Origin of the sequence: Ramlibacter sp. GCM10027632 (assembly GCF_042675325.1) — a bacterium.
In the GTDB taxonomy this organism is placed as follows: domain Bacteria; phylum Pseudomonadota; class Gammaproteobacteria; order Burkholderiales; family Burkholderiaceae_C; genus Ramlibacter.
The window spans coordinates 113,250-132,327 of sequence record NZ_JBHTGW010000004.1; the positions used below are offsets into that span (position 1 = coordinate 113,250).

A 19,078-nucleotide genomic window follows, 5' to 3' on the forward strand; every position below is an offset into this window, starting at 1 on the left:
TCCCCGGCAGGAAAATTTAGAATCTCGGGTTTGGCCACGCCGGCCTGCTGCCCCGATTGCGACCCCACCATGTCTGACCAAGCCCCCCAAGCCGCCGCCCCCGCTGCCCCCGCAACGGACGACAACCAGCTGATCGCCGAGCGCCGCGAGAAGCTCAAGGCCCTGCGCGAAGTCCAGAAAAATGGCGGCGCGGTGGCCTTCCCCAACGACTTCAAGCCCTCGCACCACGCCCTGCCCCTGCAGGAGGCGCATGGCTTCAAGGAAGCCGAGACCCTGGAAGGCGAGACGATCATCGTCTCCATCGCCGGCCGCATGATGCTCAAGCGCGTCATGGGCAAGGCCAGCTTCGCCACGCTGCAGGACGTGTCGGGCCGCCTGCAGATCTACGTCACCCGCGACAGCGTGGGCGAGGAGGTCTATGCCGCCTTCAAGCACTGGGACCTGGGCGACATCGTGGCCTGCGAGGGCAAGCTGTTCAAGACCCGCACCGGCGAGCTGTCGGTGCATGCCTCCTCCGTGCGCCTGCTCACGAAGAGCCTGCGTCCCATGCCGGACAAGTTCCACGGCGTGGCCGACCAGGAGGTGAAGTACCGCCAGCGCTACGTGGACCTCATGACCGACGAGGACGCCCGCAAGCGCTTCGTGGCCCGCAGCCGCGCCATCACCGGCATCCGCGAGTTCATGGTGCAGCACCACTTCCTGGAAGTGGAGACGCCCATGCTGCACCCCATTCCCGGCGGCGCGAACGCGCGCCCCTTCATCACGCACCACAACGCGCTGGAGCAGGAGATGTTCCTGCGCATCGCGCCCGAGCTCTATCTGAAGCGCCTGATCGTGGGCGGCTTCGAGCGGGTGTTCGAGATCAACCGCAACTTCCGCAACGAAGGCATCTCGGTCCGCCACAACCCCGAGTTCACGATGATGGAGTTCTACGCGGCGTACTGGAACTACCGCGACCTGATGGACTTCACCGAGGCCCTCATTCGCGACGCCGCGATGAAGGCCGCCGGCACGCTGCAGCTCACGTACGCCGGCAAGCCGGTGGACCTGGCCGAGCCCTTCCAGCGCCTCACGATCCGTGAAGCCATCGCCAAGTACACCGAGGCCGGCGCCGGCGCGGACGACCGCGAGTGGCTGATCCCGGCCCTGAAGAAGCTGGGCCTGAGCGAGGAGAAGCATCGCCTGTCGACCCGCTCGCTGGCCAGCCTGCAGGTGCTGTACTTCGAGGAGACGGTGGAAGAGAAGCTGTGGCAGCCCACCTTCATCATGGAGCACCCCACGGAGATCTCGCCGCTGGCCCGTGCCAACGACCAGCGCCCCGAGGTGACCGAGCGCTTCGAGCTGTACATCACCGGCCGCGAGTTCGGCAACGGCTTCTCCGAGCTGAATGACGCCGAGGACCAGGCCGCGCGCTTCATGGCGCAGGTGGACGCCAAGGACGCCGGCGACGACGAGGCCATGTTCTTCGACCACGACTTCGTGCGCGCGCTGGAGTACGGCATGCCCCCCACCGGCGGCTGCGGCATCGGCATCGACCGCCTGATGATGCTGCTCACGGACAGCCCCAGCATCCGCGACGTGATCCTGTTCCCGGCGCTGCGCCGCGAGGCCTGACGCACAGGTACCGAAGGGGCGGCGCGAGCCGCCCTTTTTTGCTTCTGGCGACGCCTTCTTTAATGGGACCCTTGAACTACCTGGCGGGCTACCCGCCGCAGCTGCTGGCGCAGGTGGAGCCCCTGCTGGCCGAGGGCCGCATCGGCGAGCGCCTGCTGAAGAAATACCCCGTGGCCCACGGCGTGCGCTCGGACACCGCGCTGTACGAGTACGTGACCGACCTGAAGGCCCGGTACCTGCGCAGCGCGCCGCCGCTGTCCAAGGTGCAGTGGGACAACAAGCTGCACGTGGTGCGGAATGCCCTGGGCACGCACACCACCGTCTCACGCGTGCAGGGCAGCAAGCTCAAGGCCAAGCGCGAGATCCGCATCGCCACCGTGTTCCGCGAGGCGCCGGAGGCTTTCCTGCGCATGATCGCGGTCCACGAACTGGCGCACCTGAAGGAGTCCGACCACGGCAAGGCGTTCTATGCCCTGTGCACGTGGATGGAGCCCGACTACCACCAGTTCGAATTCGACCTGCGGCTGTACCTCGCGCACCGGGAGCTGCACGGCGCGGTGGACTGGGGCTGAGCGCCCTGGCGCGACTGCCCTTTTTTTAGGCATCGCGTTGCAGCCCAATGCTGGCGCGGGTTTGCGGGGTTGTCCTGCGAGCTATCCACAGCGTGGCCCACAGGAGGCGTGGGCAACTCGGCCAGGAGGGGCGCCCGGCGCTACCGGCGCACTTGTGCGGCGTCGAGGCGGCTCGCCGTTCTCCCTGTAAGGGGCCGTAGGAACCGGCCTGCTGGCGCGGGGTACGCCGGCGCCTTTGGCATCCCGCGCAGAGGCAAGCCCATGTGGACGATCTTCAACTTCCCCGCCCTCTTCGGAGCGGTCACCCCGGACCGCAAGTCGCAGGCCGCCCTGCCCCTCCCCGCGGGCCGCGACGCCCGGGGCCAGGCCGTCCAGGACGGGCCCGGCCAGGTGACCGCCCGAGCCACGTTCCGCGCCCATTCGACGGCCAATTCATCGAGCGCCTGCGTCGAGACCCGCCCCTTGCAAGCCAGCCTCCCGCCCGCGCGCGAGTCCAAGGGCGACACACCCGACGCCCTCCCGCTGACCGGCAGCCGCAAGCGTCACCACAGCGAGGTCGCGCCCGGCTTGCCGGCGCTCTCCGAGCCGCGCTCCGTCCCCGTGGGCACGCACCGGTCGCTGGCCGACGCCCGCAGCCACGGCAAGGCCGCATCCACGCCGGCCTCCCTCAACCCTTTCAAGGAAGCCCTCGCCGCGCGCCAGCCGCAGGTGGGCCTGTGGCTTTCGATGGCCGATCCCTACCTGGCCGAGGTCAGCGCCACTGCCGGCTTCGACTGGCTGCTGGTCGATGGCGAGCATGCGCCCAACGACCTGCGCTCCACCCTCGCCACCCTGCAGGCCGTGGCGCCCCACCGCTCGCAGGCCGTGGTGCGCGTGGTCAGCGGCGACGTGCACCTGATCAAGCAGATGCTGGACATCGGCGCGCACAACCTGCTGGTGCCCATGGTGGACACCGCCGACCAGGCCCGCGCCCTGGTGCAGGCCACGCGCTACCCGCCGCGGGGCATTCGCGGCGTGGCCGGCGCGGTGGCGCGCGCCTCGCAGTGGAACCTGCAGGCCGACTACCTGCAGAAGGCCGACGACACGGTCTGCCTGCTGGTGCAGGCGGAAACGGTGAAGGCGCTCGAGAACCTGGAGGCGATCTGCTAGGTTGACGGGGTGCATGGGGCGTTCATCGGGCCGGCGGACCTGTCCGCCTCCATGGGCCACCGGGGCCGGCCCGACCACCCCGCGGTGCAGGCGGCCATCGATGGCGCGCTGCGCACCATCATCGCCGCGGGCAAGGCGGCAGGCACGCTGACCACCGACCCCGCGCAGGCGCGCCGCTACCTCGACATGGGCTGCACCTTCGTCGCCACCGGCGTGGACCTGCTGCTGTTCGCGAATGCGGCGCGCAAGCTGGCGTCGCAGTTCGTCGGCGCAGGCGCCGGGAAGACCGGCACGGGCAAGCCCACGGCCGGTGACTGAACGCGCGCCGGGCGCAGGCGCCCCTCAGGCCTGCGCCTGCCGCACGTCCACCCAGGTCCCCGAGCTCGCGCTGATACGCAGCGCCTCCAGCGTCGCCGCGATGTCCAGGCTGGCCTGGGCCGCGCGGTCGATGGCGGCCTGGTCGCCGGCGCGCACCACCCGGGCGAAAGCCTCAGCCGCGAAGCGGAAGCCGCTGCCGGTGCCCGACACCACCTCCTCGAACGGCACCGTGTTGGCCGTGCCTCGGCGCACCCGCAGGCTGCTCGGGAGGTAGCCGAAGGGATGGCCCTGGGTGGAGGGCGCGGTGTGATTGAGGTACTCGGTCTCGATCGTGCCCTGGCTGCCGGCGATGACGGCGCGGCGGTGGTTGGCCGCATCCATCGCGCAGGACAGCGAGGCCTGGCGGCCGTCGGCGAAACGAAGCAGCGCCGTCATGGCCACGTCGACGCCGGTGTCCGACCACTTCGCGTCGGCCAGCACGCGGGCCGGCGCCGCGCCCATGACCAGGCGGATCAGGCTCAGCGGATAGGAGCCGGCATCCAGCAGCGCGCCGCCGCCCGCCTCGGGCTGCCAGCGGATGTTGCCGGTGCCGGTGGGCAGCGAGAAGCCGAACGAGGCCTGCACCGTGCGGACCTCGCCGATCGCGCCGCCCCGGAGCAGGGCCAGCATGTCGCCGGTCTGCGGCTGAAAGTAGTAGGGGTAGGCCTCCAGCAGCATCACGCCATGGCGGCGCGCGGCGTCGAACATGCCGCGGGCGTCGTCCAGGCCCAGCGTCAGCGGCTTCTCGCACAGCACGTGCTTGCCGGCCTCGGCGGCGCGGATCGCCCAGGCCGCATGCAGGTGGTTCGGCAGCGGGATGTAGACCGCGTCGACCCCGGCATCGGCCAGCAGGCCCTCGTAGCTGCCGTGCGCGCGCTCGACGCCGAACTGCGTGGCGAAGCCTTGCGCCTTCTCCAGCTGCCGGCTGGCCACGGCGACGATGCGCACCGCGGGACTGTCGGCGACGTCACGGGCGAACTGCTTGGCGATGTTGGCGCAGCCGAGGATGCCCAGGCGCAGGGGGGAGGTGGTGGTCATGGTCGATGTCTGTCGCAGGGTTGCAGGGCCCGGGCGCCTCTCAGGGCAGCAGGTCCAGCGCCCGCATGTAGCGCGGCTCCGCCATCAGCGCGTCCCACGAGTGCGCGGGGCGCTGCGGCAGCAGGTCGAGGCGGCGCAGCTCGCTGGCCTCGCTGGGGCGCCACTTGGCCTGGCGGCGGGCCTTGTCCAGGCCCGCGATGAGTTCGTCGATCGCCGCCCCGCCCTCGGTCTCCACCGACTGGTTGCAAAGCAGGACCATGTCGCAGCCCGCGTTCAGGGCCACGGTGGCGGCCTCGGTGTACGAGACCTCGCGGCCGTCGATCAGGCGCGCGCCGGCCATGCTCAGGTCGTCGCTGAAGACCGCGCCCTGGAAGCCGAGCTTGCCGCGCAGGATCTCGTTCAGCCAGCGGCTGGAGAAGCCGGCGGGCTTCGAGTCCACCTTCGGGTAGATCACGTGCGCCGGCATCACGCTGGTCAGCGTGGCGCTAAGCCACTCGTAGGGCGCGGCGTCGTCAGCCAGGATCGCCTTGAGCGAGCGCTTGTCAACCGGGATCTCGGTGTGCGAGTCGGCCTTGACGAAGCCGTGGCCGGGGAAGTGCTTGCCGCAGTTGGCCATGCCGGCCTGCAGCAGGCCGTGCATCACCGCCTTGGCCAGCACCGTGGCCACGCGCGGGTCGCGGTCGAAGGCGCGGTCGCCGATGACGCCGCTCTCGCCGTGATCGAGGTCCAGCACCGGCGTGAAGCTGAAGTCCACGCCGCAGGCGCGCAGCTCCGAGGCCAGCACGTAGCCGCAGGCAGTGGCGGCATCCTGGGCCTGCATGGCGCTCTTGCCGGTGCCGCCGTCCTTCATCCACAGCTCGCCCAGCGCGCGCATGGGGGGCAGGCGGGTGAAGCCGTCGGTGCGGAAACGCTGCACGCGGCCGCCTTCGTGGTCCACGCAAATCAGCAGGTCCTCGCGCACCGCCTTGATCTCGGCGCACAGGGCCGAGAGCTGCTCGCGGTCCTGCCAGTTGCGGCCGAACAGGATGATGCCGCCCACCAGCGGGTGGGCCAGGCGGGCGCGGTCGGTGTCGGTCAGCGCGAGGCCGGCGACGTCGATGATCAGGGGCGCGTGTTCAGTCATTCAGGGGTTCTCTTTCTTCTCGACGACGACGAAGCTCGCCGCGTAGTCGGTTTCATCGGTCACGCTCACATGGGCGGTGAGGCCCTGGGCCTCGAACCAGTCCTTCAGCCCGCCGTGCAGCACGATCACCGGCTGCCCGCTGGGCAGCTTGGCCACCTCGCACAGGCGCCAGGTCATGGGCATGCGCATGCCCAGGCCCACCGCCTTGGAGAAGGCCTCCTTGGCCGAGAAGCGCGTGGCCAGGTAGCGGATGCCGCGCTCGGGCCAGCGCGCGCTGCGCGCCTTCCAGGTGGCCAGCTCGCCGTCGGACAGCACCTTCTGCGCGAAGCGCTCGCCATGGCGCTCCAGCGAGGCGCGGATGCGCCGCACGTCGCAGACGTCGGTGCCGATGCCGAAGATCACGCGAAGGCCCGGTCGATGGCCGCGAGGTAGCCGCGGATGGTGGCGTCGTAGCCCAGCTCGAGGGCGTCGGAGATGAGCGCGTGGCCGATCGAGACCTCCTGCACGCCGGGGACGGTGCGCAGGAAGTCGGTGAGGTTGTCACGATTGAGGTCGTGGCCGGCGTTCACGCCCAGGCCCGCGTCCAGCGCCGCCTGCGCCGCGGCGCGGAAGCCCGCCAGCACCTCGGCCTGCCGGGGCGTGCCCCAGGCCGAGGCATAGGTCTCGGTGTACAGCTCGACGCGGTCGGCGCCAGCCGCCTTGGCGGCGGCCATCATCTCCGGGCGCGGGTCCATGAACAGGCTCACGCGCACGCCCAGCGCCTTGGCCTCGGCGATGAGGGGCTTCAGGCGCTCGGCATCGGCGGGAAACTCCCAGCCATGGTCGCTGGTGAACTGGCCCTCGCTGTCCGGGACGAAGGTGGCCTGATGCGGACGCAATTCGCGCACGAAATCCATCAGGTTGTGGAAGGGGTTGCCCTCGATGTTGAACTCCACGCCAGGGCGTCGCGCCACCAGGTTCGAGAGCGCGTGGACATCGTCCGCACGGATGTGGCGGGCGTCGGGCCGCGGGTGGACGGTGATGCCGGCTGCGCCGGCGTCCAGGCACAGCGTGGCGGCGCGCTCGACGCTGGGGATGCCGAGGTGGCGGGTGTTGCGCACCAGGGCGACCTTGTTCAGGTTCACCGACAGCGCGGTCTTGGAATGGGTCATAGGGCCTGCAGGTCGATCATGAGCTGCCGGGTGCGCAGCGTGGTGACCCCGCAATGGTAGTGGAGCAGCGTGCGCAGCAACGGCTTGAGTTCGCCCAGCATGTTCGCGGCCTCGCGCAACGTGGGGCCGAAGGGCGCGGGCTGGTCCAGCGCCTGCTCCAGCGCCAGCCACTGGCCCGCCTCCAGGCTGGGCCGGCCCTCGTCGCCGCGCACGCGCACCAGGCCGCCCTCGGGCACCAGGGTGTAGCGCGCGCCCGCCTCCAGCGGCGTCTGGGTCGTGGCCTGCACGTCCAGCGCAGGCAGGTAGCCCGTCTCGCGCAGCAGCATCAGCTCGAAGGCGCGCAAGGCGGGCTGCAGCGCCTCGCCGTGCTCGCTGGCCAGCACCCGCATGGCCGCCGCGTAGGCGTCGAACAGCGGCAGGTGCGTGTCGTCACGCGCCAGCAGGCGGATCAGGAGCTCGTTCAGGTAGTACCCTGACATCAGCGCGTCGCCGGTGGGCATCACGTGGCCGCCCACCCACTCGGCCTCCTTGAGCGTGCGGATCTCGGCGTCGCCGCCGAAGGTCACGCGCAGGGGCTGCATCGGCAGCAGCACCGGGCGGAAGTTGGAGCTGGGCTTCTTCGCCCCCTTGGCCACCAGCGCGATACGCCCGTAGTGGCGGGTGAAGACCTCCAGGATCAGGCTCGATTCGCTCCAGTCGTAGCGATGGAGCACATAGGCCGGCTCATGGCTGATCCGCTTGGCAGCCACGGTCAATCAGCCCCCACGCCCGACGCTCACTCGTAGCCGAAGCTGCGCACGCGCGCCTCGTCGTCGGCCCAGCCGGCGCGCACCTTGACCCAGATTTCCAGGAAGACCTTGGCGCCCATGAGCTTCTCCAGCTCCTGGCGAGCCTCGGTGCCGATGCGCTTGAGGCGCTCGCCCTTCTCGCCGATCACCATCGCCTTGTGGCTGTCACGCTCGACGACGATGGTCGCGGCGATGCGCACCATGCGGCCATGCTTGGGGCTGGGCTCCTCGTCGAACTTGTCGATGACGACGGTCGACGTGTAGGGCAGCTCCTCGCCGGTGAAGCGGAACAGCTTCTCGCGCACCGTCTCGCTGGCCAGGAACTTCTCGCTGCGGTCGGTCAGTTCGTCCTCGGCGTACCACCAGCCCTGCTCGGGCAGGTACTTCTCGATGATGCCGAACAGGCGCTCGACGTCCTTGGGGTTCTTGGCCGACATCGGCACGAACTCGTTGAACGGGTGGCGCTCCTGCATCTCGCGCAGCCAGGGCGCCAGCTCGCCGCGGCGGTGCACCTCGTCGAGCTTGTTGGCGACCAGCAGCACCGGGATGCCCGGCTTGAGCAGGGACAGCACCTTGGCGTCGGCCAGGGTGAACTTGCCGGCCTCGACCACGAACATCACCAGGTCCACGTCGCCCACGGCGCCCATGACGGTCTTGTTCAGGGACTTGTTCAGGGCCTTCGCGTGGCGCGTCTGGAAGCCCGGCGTGTCCGCGAACACGAACTGCGTCGCGCCCCGCGTCCGGATGCCGGTGATGCGGTGGCGCGTGGTCTGGGCCTTGCGGGAGGTGATCGAGATCTTCTGGCCCACCAGCGCGTTGAGCAGGGTGGACTTGCCCACGTTCGGCTTGCCGACGATGGCCACCAGGCCGCAGCGCTGGCCCGGGATGGCGGCCGCCGCGCCCGGCACGGGCGGAATGGGCGGCAGGCCCGGCATGTCCGGGAGCTCCCCCGGCAGGTCGTCGGGCTCGGGGAGGTCGGGGGTCTGGGGTGTGTCGGGGGTATCGTTCATCGCGGGTGTCGGGTCTTGAGCGCCAGCAGCATGGCGGCGGCGGCGGCCTGTTCGGCGGCGCGGCGCGAGGCGCCGATGCCACGCTCGATGGCGGCCAGGTCGGGGATCTCGCACTCCACGTCGAAGGTCTGCTTGTGCGCGGCACCCAGCGTGCCCGCGACGCGGTAGACGGGCAGCTTCATGCGCCGCCCCTGGAGCCACTCCTGCAGCTCGGTCTTGGGGTCCTTGGCCGCGGCCTTCATCTCGGGCTTGATCTCGACGTCCTTGAACAGGCGCCGCACCAGGGCCTCGGCGGCCACGAAGCCGGCGTCGAGGTAGACCGCGCCGATCACGGCCTCGAGCGCGTCGGCCAGGATGGAGGGGCGCTTGTGGCCGCCGGAGCGGGCCTCGCCCTCCCCCAGCCGCAAGACCTCGGGCAGGCCCAGGCCGACGGCGAGCTCGTGCAGGGTCTCCTGCTTGACCAGGTTGGCACGCACGCGGGACAGGTCGCCCTCGGGCAGGTCCTGCAGACGCTCGTACAGCAGGCCCGCCACGGCGAGGTTCAGGACCGAGTCGCCCAGGAATTCCAGGCGCTCGTTGTGCTCGGAGGAAAAGCTGCGGTGGGTGACGGCCCGGGAGATCAGGCGCGGGTCGGCGAAGCGGTGGTGCAGCCGCTGCTGCAGGGCCACCAGGGCGGGAGAGGCAGGGGTCACGCGGGAGGGGTCTAGGGCTTGGCCTGCGCCCGGCCGGAATACTTCATGGTCAGGTAGGCGGGGCCCACCAGGTGCAGTTCACGCTGGTAGGCGTAGGAGACGGTCCAGCGGTCGTCGACGCGGCCGACCTCGAGGTCCTTGCCGGTGATGGAGCTGATGTCGTCGACCTGCGCGGCGCGGTCGAAGAGCGAACGGATCTCGGCCGGCGAGCCGCCGGCGGCGGCGCGCACCGCAGCACGCTGCACGGCCACCGACTCCAGCATCACGGGCACCAGCTGCACGGCCAGGATGGCGCCGCAGGCGATGATGGCCAAAAGGACCACCAGGCCGATGAAGGACAGGCCGCGTTGGCCGCGTGCTCGACGTTCGTTCATGCGCTCACCTCCTCGCGTTGCGGGGCCCGGCCCCTGGTCATTCGAAACTGCCGATGCGCTTCAGGTCGGAGAAATTCATCCAGACGAAGAAGGCCTTGCCGACGATGTTGCGGTCCGGCACGAAGCCCCAGAAGCGCGAGTCGAGCGAGTTGTCTCGGTTGTCGCCCATCACGAAGTAATGGCCTGGGGGCACCTTGCAGATCACGCCTTCGACACTGTAGCGGCAGTTGTCGCGGTAGGGAAAGTCCTCCACGCCCTGCACGAACGCGGGGCGGTCGTCGTCATTGAGGATGCTGTGGCGCCGCCCCAGCAGGTTCTCGTCGAACTGCTTGGAGTAGCGCATGGTGTCCTTGTCGAAGTAGTCGTCGCGCGGCTGCTTCTCCACGGGCTGGCCGTTCACGGTCAGGCGCTTGTTCAGGTACGCCACTTCATCACCCGGCAGGCCGACCACCCGCTTGATGTAGTCCATGCTGGGACGCGGGGGGTAACGGAACACCATCACGTCGCCGCGCGCCGGGGGCGTGCCTTCGGTGACCTTGGTGTTCACCACCGGCAGGCGCACGCCGTAGGTGTACTTGTTCACCAGGATCAGGTCGCCCACCAGCAGGGTCGGAATCATGGAGCCGGAGGGGATCTTGAACGGCTCGAACAGGAAGGACCGCAGCAGGAAGACGCACACGATCACCGGGAACAGGCCCGCGGTCCAGTCCAGCCACCAGGGCTGGGCGAGGATGCGGTCACGCGCGCCCGACAGGTCGACGTTGTCGGTCTGGGTGATGCCCTGGGCCGACAGGCTGGCGCGGCGGGCGGCGGCCTCGGCCTCCATGCGCGCGGCGGCCTCGCGGCGGCGAGGCAGGAAGTGCAGGCGCTCGGCGACCCAGTAGACGCCGGTGACGACCGTGGCCATGAACAGCAGCAGCGCGAAGTTGCCCTCGATCGCGCCGATGTACCAGGCGCCGGCATAGCCGATGAAGGCCGCGAGGACCGCGGCGGTCAGCGTCGGCATCAATCCTCCACCTGCAGGATGGCCAGGAAAGCTTCCTGGGGGACCTCGACCGAGCCGATCTGCTTCATGCGTTTCTTGCCTGCCTTCTGTTTCTCGAGGAGCTTGCGCTTGCGGGTGATGTCACCACCGTAGCATTTTGCCAGCACGTTCTTGCGCAGCGCCTTGATGGTCTCGCGGGCGATGATGTTGGCGCCGATGGCCGCCTGGATCGCCACGTCGAACATCTGGCGGCTGATGATCTCGCGCATCTTCGCCGCCACCGCGCGGCCGCGGTACTGGGCCTGGGTGCGGTGGACGATGATGGACAGCGCGTCGACCTTCTCGCCATTGAGCAGGATGTCGACCTTGACCACGTCGGAGGCGCGGTACTCCTTGAACTCGTAGTCCATCGAGGCGTAGCCGCGGGACACCGACTTCAGCTTGTCGAAGAAGTCCAGCACGATCTCGCCCAGGGGCAGCTCGTACGTGAGCATCACCTGGCGGCCGTGGTAGGCCATGTTGATCTGGACGCCGCGCTTCTGGTTGGCCAGCGTCATCACCGGGCCCACGTACTCCTGCGGCATGTACAGGTGCACCGTCACGATCGGCTCGCGGATCTCCTGGATGCGGCCCTGTTCCGGCATCTTGGCGGGGTTCTCCACCATGATCACCTCGCCGTCGCCCTTGACCACCTGGTAGACCACGCTGGGCGCGGTAGTGATCAGGTCCTGGTCGAACTCGCGCTCCAGGCGCTCCTGCACGATCTCCATGTGCAGCAGGCCCAGGAAGCCGCAGCGGAAGCCGAAGCCCAGCGCCTGGCTCACCTCGGGCTCGAAGTGCAGCGAGGCGTCGTTCAGCTTGAGCTTCTCCAGGCTGTCACGCAGGGCGTCGTACTGGTTCGCCTCGGTGGGGTACAGGCCGGCGAACACCTGCGGCTGGATCTCCTTGAAGCCGGGCAGCGCCTCCTCGGCGGGGCCGGCGTTGTTCGGGAGCTTCTTTTCCAGGGTGACGGTGTCGCCCACCTTGGCGGCCTGCAGCTCCTTGATGCCGGCGATGATGTAGCCCACCTCGCCCGCCTGCAGCGACTCGCGCGGCTGGTTGGCAGGCGTGAACACGCCCAGGCTGCCGGCCTCGTAGGCGGCGCCGGTGGCCATGAGCTTGATGCGCTCGTTCTTCTTCAGGCTGCCGTCGACCACGCGCACCAGCATCACCACGCCCACGTAGCTGTCGAACCAGCTGTCGATGATCATGGCGCGCAGCGGCGCGTCGGGATTGCCGCGCGGCGCGGGCACCTTGGCGACGATGGCCTCGAGGATCTCGTCGATGCCCATGCCGGTCTTGGCCGAACACGGGATCGCGTCGGAGGCGTCGATGCCGATCACGTCCTCGACTTCGGCCTTCGCGTTGTCGGGGTCGGCCTGCGGCAGGTCCATCTTGTTGAGGACCGGCAGCACCTCGACGCCGAGGTCCAGCGCGGTGTAGCAGTTGGCCACCGTCTGCGCCTCCACGCCCTGGCTCGCATCCACCACGAGCAGCGCGCCCTCGCACGCAGACAGCGAACGCGAGACCTCATACGAGAAGTCGACGTGTCCCGGCGTGTCGATCAGATTGAGGTTGTAGACGTGACCATCGCGCGCCTTGTACTGGAGCGCCGCGGTCTGCGCCTTGATGGTTATCCCACGCTCTTTCTCGATGTCCATCGAGTCGAGGACCTGTTCTTCCATCTCTCGATCCGAGAGGCCGCCGCAACGCTGGATCAAGCGGTCGGCGAGCGTCGACTTGCCGTGGTCGATGTGCGCGATGATCGAGAAGTTTCTGATGTGATTCATCAACGGGAGCACTTAAGTGATTGAATTCAAACGGGCGCGCGCAAGAAAAAAGGGCGCGTCGAGTGGCGACGCGCCCTGAACCAACAATCTATGGCAACTGCGATAGTTGGAGCTTCATTGTAGGCAAAAAGCCCCGGCCGTACAGCCGCGGGGACGCCGCTCGAAGGGAGTTGCAGGGCAGCAACAGGGTTTTTATACACAGGTTATCAACACGATCGGTTGACGGCTCTTGGGACAACATGTGGGCTGTCTGTGGACGAGCAGTGGTTATCCCAAAGCCATCCCGCATGGTGAGCCGTGAGGCGGCTTTTATGCGCGAATCAGCCGATGGACAGCCCCGATTCTATCGAAAAGGCGTTTAGGCCTTGGGCGAGTCAGCGCCCACCCACCTGTCCATCCACCCGTCGACCCAGCCAGAAAAAATTTCTTTCGGCGGCTCCCGGGCCTCCGGATGGCCGAAAAAACCGGCATTCCCGACCACCCGGCGGGGGCTTTTCAGCCCGCCGCCAGGCCGGTTCAGCGGGTCGGCCGGATCACCACGTAGGTCGCCAGCTCGCCACGGCGCACCAGCAGCGGCACCGGCCGGGAGCGGTCGATGCGGCCCACGGCAGCCTCGAATTCGCGCACGCCGGCCACCTCGGTGTTGCCCACGGCGACGATCACGTCCCCTTCGCGCAGGCCCGCGCGGGCCGCGGCCTCGGTAGCCGATTCGACGCGCACGCCGCCCTTGACCTTGAGCTCGCGCTTCTGCGCCTCGCCCAGTTCCGCGACCGCCAGGCCCAGGGACTGCAAGGCCGGCGAGGCGCCCTGCGGGCGCTCCTGCGGCGCGGAGGCGCGGCGGGCCGGCCGCTCGGCCTCGATCTCGGCGACCTGCACTGCGAGGTCACGCGTGGCGCCGCGGCGGAACACGGTGACCGAGGCCCGCGTGCCGGGCCGGGTGTTGCCGACCAGGCGCGGCAGGTCGCTGGCGCGTTCGATGGCCTTGCCGTCGAACTTCACGATGATGTCGCCGGCCTCGACGCCCGCCTTCTCGGCAGGTGAGCCCGACTCGACGCTGCGCACCAGCGCACCCTGCGGCCGGCCGAGGCCGATGGACTCGGCCACGTCCTTGGTGACCTGGTCGATCTGCACACCGATGCGCCCGCGGGTGACGCGGCCACCGGGGCCGCGCAGCTGGTCGGCCACACGGATCGCCTCGTCGATCGGGATGGCGAAGGAGATGCCCATGAAGCCGCCCGAGCGCGAGTAGATCTGGCTGTTGATGCCCACCACCTCGCCGCGCAGGTTGATCAGCGGGCCGCCGGAATTGCCGGGATTGATGGCCACGTCGGTCTGGATGAAGGGCAGGTAGTCGCCGGTGTCGCGCTGCTTGGCGCTGACGATGCCGGCAGTGACGGTGTTCTCCAGGCCGAAGGGCGAGCCGATCGCCATCACCCACTCGCCGACCTTGAGGCGGTTCACGTCGCCGATGCGCACCGCCGGCAGGCCGGTGGCCTCGATCTTGATCACCGCGACATCGGTGCGCTTGTCGGGCGTACCGACCACGCGGGCCTTGAATTCGCGCTTGTCGGCCAGGGTGACCAGCACCTCCTCGGCGCCGTCGACCACGTGGGCGTTGGTCATGATGTAGCCGTCCGCGGTGATGACGAAGCCCGAGCCCACGCCGCGCGGACGGGCCTCCTCGTCCTGCGGCGGCCCGGAGCGCGGGCCCTGGCGGGGCACGTTGGGCAGGGGCTGGCCGAAGAAGCGGCGGAAGAACTCCTGCATCTCGTCGTCCATGCCAGGCCCCTGCGGCGCGGAGCGGGCGCGCTCCAGCGTACGGATGTTGACGACCGCAGGGCCGACCTGCTCGACGAGTTCGGTGAAGTCGGGCACGCCGCGCTGGGGCGCGGATTGGGCGAGCGCCGCGGGCGCAGGCGCGAGGGTGGCCAACGCGGTCACGGCGGCCAGGGCGAAGGCGCCGGCCGCGGAGCGCAGGCGCTGGTTCCAGTCGATCAGGAGCATGTGGACCTCTGAGGTAGGGAGTGGGCGGATTCTGCAGCCGCCGAGATGGGGGCGTCAGCGGCGCCGCTCAAGACCCTGGACAAATGCCCGCAATGTCTGGGGCGGGACCTCGCCCACCGCGGTGACCCAGCTGTCCTGGACGCGACGCGTGAGCGTCTGCGTGGCGCCGGAGGACATCAGCCCCTCCTGCACATGGCGCTGGCGGTCGAAGGGTTCGAGGAACAGGGAGACCGAGGCCAGACCGTCCGAAAACACCCACTGCAGGGGCCCCTCGCCACCCGGCCCGCGACGGCGCTGGCTGCCCACCGCCTTGAAGCCGGGGACCGGCGCCTTCAGGGTCCAGCCCTCGTCGCCGGCGTTGATCTTCACCGATTCGATGCGCTCGACCCGCCAGCCCTCGGGCGCGGTCATGGCCTGCGCAAGGCGCTCGACCCGCAGCGGCGCGTCGAGTTGCAGCTCCGAGAAGGCCGACTGCTCGAGCACCTCGCCTTCGGGCCCCAGCGTCTGCAGCTTGACGACCAGCCCGGTGCGGCGCTCGCTCCAGATGCGGTAGCCATAACGCAGCGCGTCGCGCGGCGACAGCAGCACCACGTCGGCATCGAACCCGGCCACGCGGTCGGTGCCGGCCTGGCGCGCCGAATAGAAGTCCGCGATGGCGGCCTCGCCGGACTTGAGCAGGTCGGGGAAGCGGCCGGGCACTTCGCGCCGCTCGACGCGGGCCAGGCGCTGCTCGGGCAGCAGCGTGAGCTGCTCGCCGTCGCGCCGGAACGTCGAGCGGGGCGCCCCGGTGAGGTTCTCGAGCCGGTCCACCTGGCGCTGGCCGTCGCAGGCGTGCCAGATGCGCGCGCTCGACATCGCGCCGCCGCTGGACGAGACGACGAAGGTGCCGACGTAGTTGTGCCGCAGGGCCGCGCCATGCATGCGCTCGAGCCATTCGCCGAGGCTGCGCTCGGCCGCAGGGCGCGAACCGGCCGCTGCGCTGGCCGGCGGCTGCGCGGAGGCGAATGCGGCGGCGAACAGCAGGCCCATCGCCAGCAGGCGCCGGCCGAGAGTGGGCAGGGAATGGGACGTCACGACAGGCATGCTCGGGGGACTCAGCGCCCGGGCGCCTCGAAGGACGCGTTGTGCAGGCCGCCCGCCGTCGCCTGCAGCGCGGTGGCGCCGCCGAGTTGGCGGTGGGCCTGGAGCAGCTCGTCGAGGCGGGGGTCGCGCAGCATGGGGCCGTTGGCGCTGGGCGTGACCGTGCCACCCGCCAGTTGCGGCTGCGCCGGCGTGAACTGCGCGCCGACCACGCTCCAGCCCACGGCGACCACTGCCGCCAGCGAGGCCAGGCCAGCCACCAGCTTCCAGCGGAACACGCTGTCGTTGGCGGCGGGGCGCTGCGCCGGGGGGACGAAGGCGGCACGCGCCGCTGCCTGCACGCTGGCCTGCGGCTGCGGAACCGGCTCCTGCGCGATCCGTTGCGCAAGCCGCCCGATGAAGTCGGGCGCGGGCGTTCCCGCCGCCAGCGCAGGCTGGCGCAGCACATCGCCAATCAGGTGGTAGGCCTGCCAGGCCTCGCGGGCCAGGGGGTCGGCCTCCAGGGCCCGCAGGCCCCGGGCCAGGTCCTCGCCCTCGAGCTGCCCGTCCACCAGGGCGGAGACCAGTTGCTTGTTGTCGTCCGTGTCGGTTGTCATTGCGTCGCCATCCATCAGGGTGCCCGCCTACCAGCGCTTGCCGGTCTGGTTCGCGAGCAGCGGTCGCACCCGGGCCGAGATCGCCTCGCGCGCGCGGAAGATCCGTGACCGCACCGTGCCGATCGGGCAGTTCATCGCCTCCGCGATCTCCTCGTAGCTCAAGCCCTCGATCTCGCGCAGGGTCACGGCCTGGCGCAATTCCTCGGGCAGGGCCTCCATGGCCATGTTGACCGCCGCCGCGATCTCCTTGGCGGCCAGCTCTGTCTCAGGTGTTTCCGCTGTGGTTAGTTCGTTCTCCACGGCGGAAGTTTCTTCGTCATCGTCACCGCCCTTGAGCGCCGCCTCGGTCACGAGGGGGTCACGGCGCAGGTCGACCAGGGCCTTCTTCGCGGTGTTGACGGCAATGCGGTACAGCCAGGTGTAGAACTGCGCCTCGCCCCGGAACTGGGCCAGGGCGCGGTAGGCGCGGATGAAAGTCTCCTGAGCGATGTCCTCGACCAGGTCGGTGTCGCGGACCATGCGGCCGATGAGGCGCTCGATGCGGCGCTGGTACTTCATGACCAGCAGCTCGTAGGCCCGGGGCTCGCCGTCCAGCGTGCGGCGCACCAGGACCAGGTCGGTGTCCTGGGCGCTGGGCGGGGCGGGAGGCGGGGTGGCGGTCATGGCGTGGTGGCCGGCCCCTCGGGCTGCGCGTCCGGCGTGGCGGGCGAATATACCGCACGGCGCAGGGCCAGCCAGTCGGCAGGGTCTGCGCCCGCCTCGAGCCACAGCCACCGCGCGCCAGTCCCCGGGCGACCCGTCGGGCACAGGCGCACGAGGATCCAGCGTTGCAGGTCGCAGGCCACGGACAGGGCCACCTCGCGCGACACGCCGCGCACGCTCCAGGACCAGACCGCGCCGTCCCATGCCAGGCGGCCCTCGGGCTGGCGCCGGGCGCCGAGCCAGGCCAGCGCGCCACAGGCCGCAAGGACCACGCCGGTCAGGGCCTGCGGCATCCCCGGCCGAGGGTCCGCCACGCACCAGTAGGCCAGGTCCGCCAGGCCCAGGCCCCAGCCCCCCAGCACGAGCAGTCCCCAGAAACGCGAACGCCCCACCGGGACGTTGACCGATGGGGCGCTGCGCATGGGGTTCGCGTGGGGATCAGACCCGCTTGAACACCAGCGTGCCGTTGGTGCCGCCGAAACCGAAGTTGTTCTTCACGGCCACGTCGATCTTCAGGTCCCGCGCCGTGTTGGCGCAGTAGTCCAGGTCGCACTCGGGGTCCTGGTTGAAGATGTTGATGGTCGGAGGGCTCTTCTGGTGGTGGACAGCCAGCGCGGTGAACACCGACTCGATGCCGCCCGCGCCGCCCAGCAGGTGGCCGGTCATGGACTTGGTCGAGTTGACCACGGTCTTCTTCGCGTGCTCGCCCAGCGCCAGCTTGATGGCGTTGGTCTCGTTCACGTCGCCCAGGGGCGTCGAAGTGCCGTGCGCGTTGACGTAGTTGACCTCGTCGGGGTTGACGCCGGCGTTGCGCAGGGCCGAGACCATGGCGCGGCGGGGGCCGTCGACATCGGGCGCGGTCATGTGGTGCGCGTCGGCGCTCATGCCGAAGCCGGCGATCTCGGCGTAGATCTTGGCGCCGCGGGCCTTGGCATGCTCGTACTCCTCGAGCACCAGCACGCCGGCGCCCTCGCCCAGCACGAAGCCGTCGCGGTCCTTGTCCCAGGGGCGGGACGCGGTCTTGGGGTCGTCGTTGCGGGTGGACAGGGCACGCACCGCGGCGAAGCCGCCGATGCCCAGGGGCGACACGGTCGACTCGGCGCCGCCGGCGACCATGATGTCGGCGTCACCGTACTCGATCATGCGGGCCGACACGCCGATGGCATGCAGGCCGGTCGTGCAGGCCGTCACCACGGCGATGTTCGGGCCCTTGAAGCCGTGGATCATCGACACGTGGCCGGAGATCATGTTGATGATCGAGGCCGGCACGAAGAAAGGGGAGATGCGGCGGGGGCCGCGATTGACCAGCTCGGTGTGCGTGGCCTCGATCATCGGCAGACCGCCGATGCCCGAGCCGATGTTGCAGCCGATGCGCACGGCCAGGTCGGGGTTGGCCTGCAGGGCTTCGCCCGTGGGCAGGCCGGCGTCGGCCACGGCCTGCGCGGCCGCCGCGATGCCCAGGTGGATGAACCGGTCCATGTGCCGGGCTTCCTTCTCGGGGATGTAGTCCCCGATGTTGAAGCCCTTGACCTCACCCGCGAACTTGCAGGCGAAGGGCGAGGCATCGAACTGGGTGATCAGGTCGATGCCGGACTGGCCGGCCAGCAGGTTGGCCCAGGATTCCGCCACCGTGTTGCCAACGGGGCTCACGCACCCCAGGCCGGTGACGACAACGCGGCGACGGCTCATTTGGCGATCAGCCCTTCTTCTTCAGGGCGTAGTCGATGGCGGCTTGCACCGTGGTGATCTTCTCGGCGTCCTCGTCCGGGATCTCGATCTGGAACTCGTCTTCCAGCGCCATCACCAGCTCGACCGTGTCCAGCGAGTCCGCGCCCAGGTCGGCCACGAAGGCCTTTTCGTTGGTGACTTGGGACTCTTCGACGCCGAGTTGCTCGGCGATGATTTTCTTGACACGTGCTTCGATATCGCTCATGGATTCCCTCAGAGGGTTGTAAATGAATCCGCGATTTTAACGGCCACGGGCCCCTGCCCTGCGGCCCGGCGTCCGGGCGGA

At 69.7% G+C, this 19,078-nt stretch carries 19 protein-coding genes and 1 pseudogene; 3 read left to right on the plus strand and 17 right to left on the minus strand.

Going from position 1 to position 19,078, the window contains the following annotated elements; genetic code table 11:
- The first annotated feature begins 69 nt into the window (after window positions 1–69).
- From lysS to ACFQZY_RS08005, 3 genes and pseudogenes are all read left to right on the plus strand, one after another.
- Complete coding sequence (gene lysS, locus ACFQZY_RS07995; RefSeq protein ID WP_377414829.1) at window positions 70–1,614, plus strand: lysine--tRNA ligase; 1,545 nt, start codon at window positions 70–72, stop codon at window positions 1,612–1,614.
- A 62-nt stretch (window positions 1,615–1,676) separates the two neighbouring features.
- The gene (locus ACFQZY_RS08000) at window positions 1,677–2,186 is read left to right on the plus strand and encodes a M48 family metallopeptidase (RefSeq protein WP_377414832.1); all 510 of its coding nucleotides are present in this window, start codon (window positions 1,677–1,679) and stop codon (window positions 2,184–2,186) included.
- A gap of 618 nt (window positions 2,187–2,804) precedes the next feature.
- Window positions 2,805–3,653 (plus strand): annotated as a pseudogene (locus tag ACFQZY_RS08005) (aldolase/citrate lyase family protein).
- A gap of 24 nt (window positions 3,654–3,677) precedes the next feature.
- On the opposite strand, the gene ACFQZY_RS08010 reads toward ACFQZY_RS08005, so the two are convergent.
- The 17 genes from ACFQZY_RS08010 to acpP all read right to left on the minus strand — a co-directional run bounded on the left by ACFQZY_RS08010 (window position 3,678) and on the right by acpP (window position 18,997).
- Window positions 3,678–4,730 (minus strand): Gfo/Idh/MocA family protein, encoded by a 1,053-nt coding sequence (locus ACFQZY_RS08010; protein ID WP_377414835.1) that lies wholly within the window; start codon window positions 4,728–4,730, stop codon window positions 3,678–3,680.
- Between the two features lie 40 nt (window positions 4,731–4,770).
- Window positions 4,771–5,853, minus strand: coding sequence for a beta-N-acetylhexosaminidase (gene nagZ / locus ACFQZY_RS08015; RefSeq protein ID WP_377414838.1), 1,083 nt, complete (start codon window positions 5,851–5,853; stop codon window positions 4,771–4,773).
- Window positions 5,854–6,255: a holo-ACP synthase gene (gene acpS / locus ACFQZY_RS08020; RefSeq protein WP_377414841.1), complete on the minus strand. Its 402-nt coding sequence runs from the start codon at window positions 6,253–6,255 to the stop codon at window positions 5,854–5,856.
- Window positions 6,252–7,004: a pyridoxine 5'-phosphate synthase gene (locus ACFQZY_RS08025; RefSeq protein ID WP_377414844.1), complete on the minus strand. Its 753-nt coding sequence runs from the start codon at window positions 7,002–7,004 to the stop codon at window positions 6,252–6,254. Before ACFQZY_RS08025 ends, acpS begins: the two co-directional genes overlap by 4 nt.
- Window positions 7,001–7,753 carry a DNA repair protein RecO gene (gene recO / locus ACFQZY_RS08030; protein WP_377414847.1) on the minus strand — a complete coding sequence of 251 codons (753 nt, stop codon included), beginning with the start codon at window positions 7,751–7,753 and terminating at the stop codon, window positions 7,001–7,003. The genes ACFQZY_RS08025 and recO overlap by 4 nt, the downstream gene beginning before the upstream one ends.
- Before the next feature lie 26 nt (window positions 7,754–7,779).
- Window positions 7,780–8,727, minus strand: coding sequence for a GTPase Era (gene era, locus ACFQZY_RS08035; RefSeq protein WP_377415241.1), 948 nt, complete (start codon window positions 8,725–8,727; stop codon window positions 7,780–7,782).
- 71 nt (window positions 8,728–8,798) lie between these two features.
- A complete protein-coding gene (gene rnc, locus ACFQZY_RS08040; RefSeq protein WP_377414850.1) occupies window positions 8,799–9,494 on the minus strand; it encodes a ribonuclease III in 696 nt (231 codons plus the stop codon).
- Between the two features lie 11 nt (window positions 9,495–9,505).
- The gene (locus ACFQZY_RS08045; RefSeq protein ID WP_377414853.1) at window positions 9,506–9,868 is read right to left on the minus strand and encodes a DUF4845 domain-containing protein; all 363 of its coding nucleotides are present in this window, start codon (window positions 9,866–9,868) and stop codon (window positions 9,506–9,508) included.
- 37 nt (window positions 9,869–9,905) lie between these two features.
- The gene (gene lepB, locus ACFQZY_RS08050) at window positions 9,906–10,874 is read right to left on the minus strand and encodes a signal peptidase I (RefSeq protein ID WP_377414856.1); all 969 of its coding nucleotides are present in this window, start codon (window positions 10,872–10,874) and stop codon (window positions 9,906–9,908) included.
- Entirely contained in the window at window positions 10,874–12,682 is a 1,809-nt protein-coding gene (gene lepA / locus ACFQZY_RS08055) for a translation elongation factor 4 (RefSeq protein ID WP_377414859.1), read from the minus strand. The genes lepB and lepA overlap by 1 nt, the downstream gene beginning before the upstream one ends.
- A 516-nt stretch (window positions 12,683–13,198) precedes the next feature.
- A complete protein-coding gene (locus ACFQZY_RS08060) occupies window positions 13,199–14,686 on the minus strand; it encodes a DegQ family serine endoprotease (protein ID WP_377414861.1) in 1,488 nt (495 codons plus the stop codon).
- Between the two features lie 54 nt (window positions 14,687–14,740).
- Window positions 14,741–15,769 (minus strand): MucB/RseB C-terminal domain-containing protein, encoded by a 1,029-nt coding sequence (locus ACFQZY_RS08065; RefSeq protein WP_377414864.1) that lies wholly within the window; start codon window positions 15,767–15,769, stop codon window positions 14,741–14,743.
- A gap of 11 nt (window positions 15,770–15,780) precedes the next feature.
- Window positions 15,781–16,362: a sigma-E factor negative regulatory protein gene (locus ACFQZY_RS08070; RefSeq protein WP_377414867.1), complete on the minus strand. Its 582-nt coding sequence runs from the start codon at window positions 16,360–16,362 to the stop codon at window positions 15,781–15,783.
- Between the two features lie 27 nt (window positions 16,363–16,389).
- Window positions 16,390–17,025: an RNA polymerase sigma factor RpoE gene (rpoE, locus tag ACFQZY_RS08075; RefSeq protein WP_377414870.1), complete on the minus strand. Its 636-nt coding sequence runs from the start codon at window positions 17,023–17,025 to the stop codon at window positions 16,390–16,392.
- Complete coding sequence (locus tag ACFQZY_RS08080; protein WP_377414873.1) at window positions 17,022–17,486, minus strand: hypothetical protein; 465 nt, start codon at window positions 17,484–17,486, stop codon at window positions 17,022–17,024. Before ACFQZY_RS08080 ends, rpoE begins: the two co-directional genes overlap by 4 nt.
- Window positions 17,487–17,502: 16 nt before the next feature.
- Window positions 17,503–18,753 (minus strand): beta-ketoacyl-ACP synthase II, encoded by a 1,251-nt coding sequence (gene fabF / locus ACFQZY_RS08085; protein ID WP_377414876.1) that lies wholly within the window; start codon window positions 18,751–18,753, stop codon window positions 17,503–17,505.
- Between the two features lie 7 nt (window positions 18,754–18,760).
- Window positions 18,761–18,997 (minus strand): acyl carrier protein, encoded by a 237-nt coding sequence (gene acpP / locus ACFQZY_RS08090; protein WP_377414879.1) that lies wholly within the window; start codon window positions 18,995–18,997, stop codon window positions 18,761–18,763.
- Window positions 18,998–19,078 lie beyond the last annotated feature (81 nt).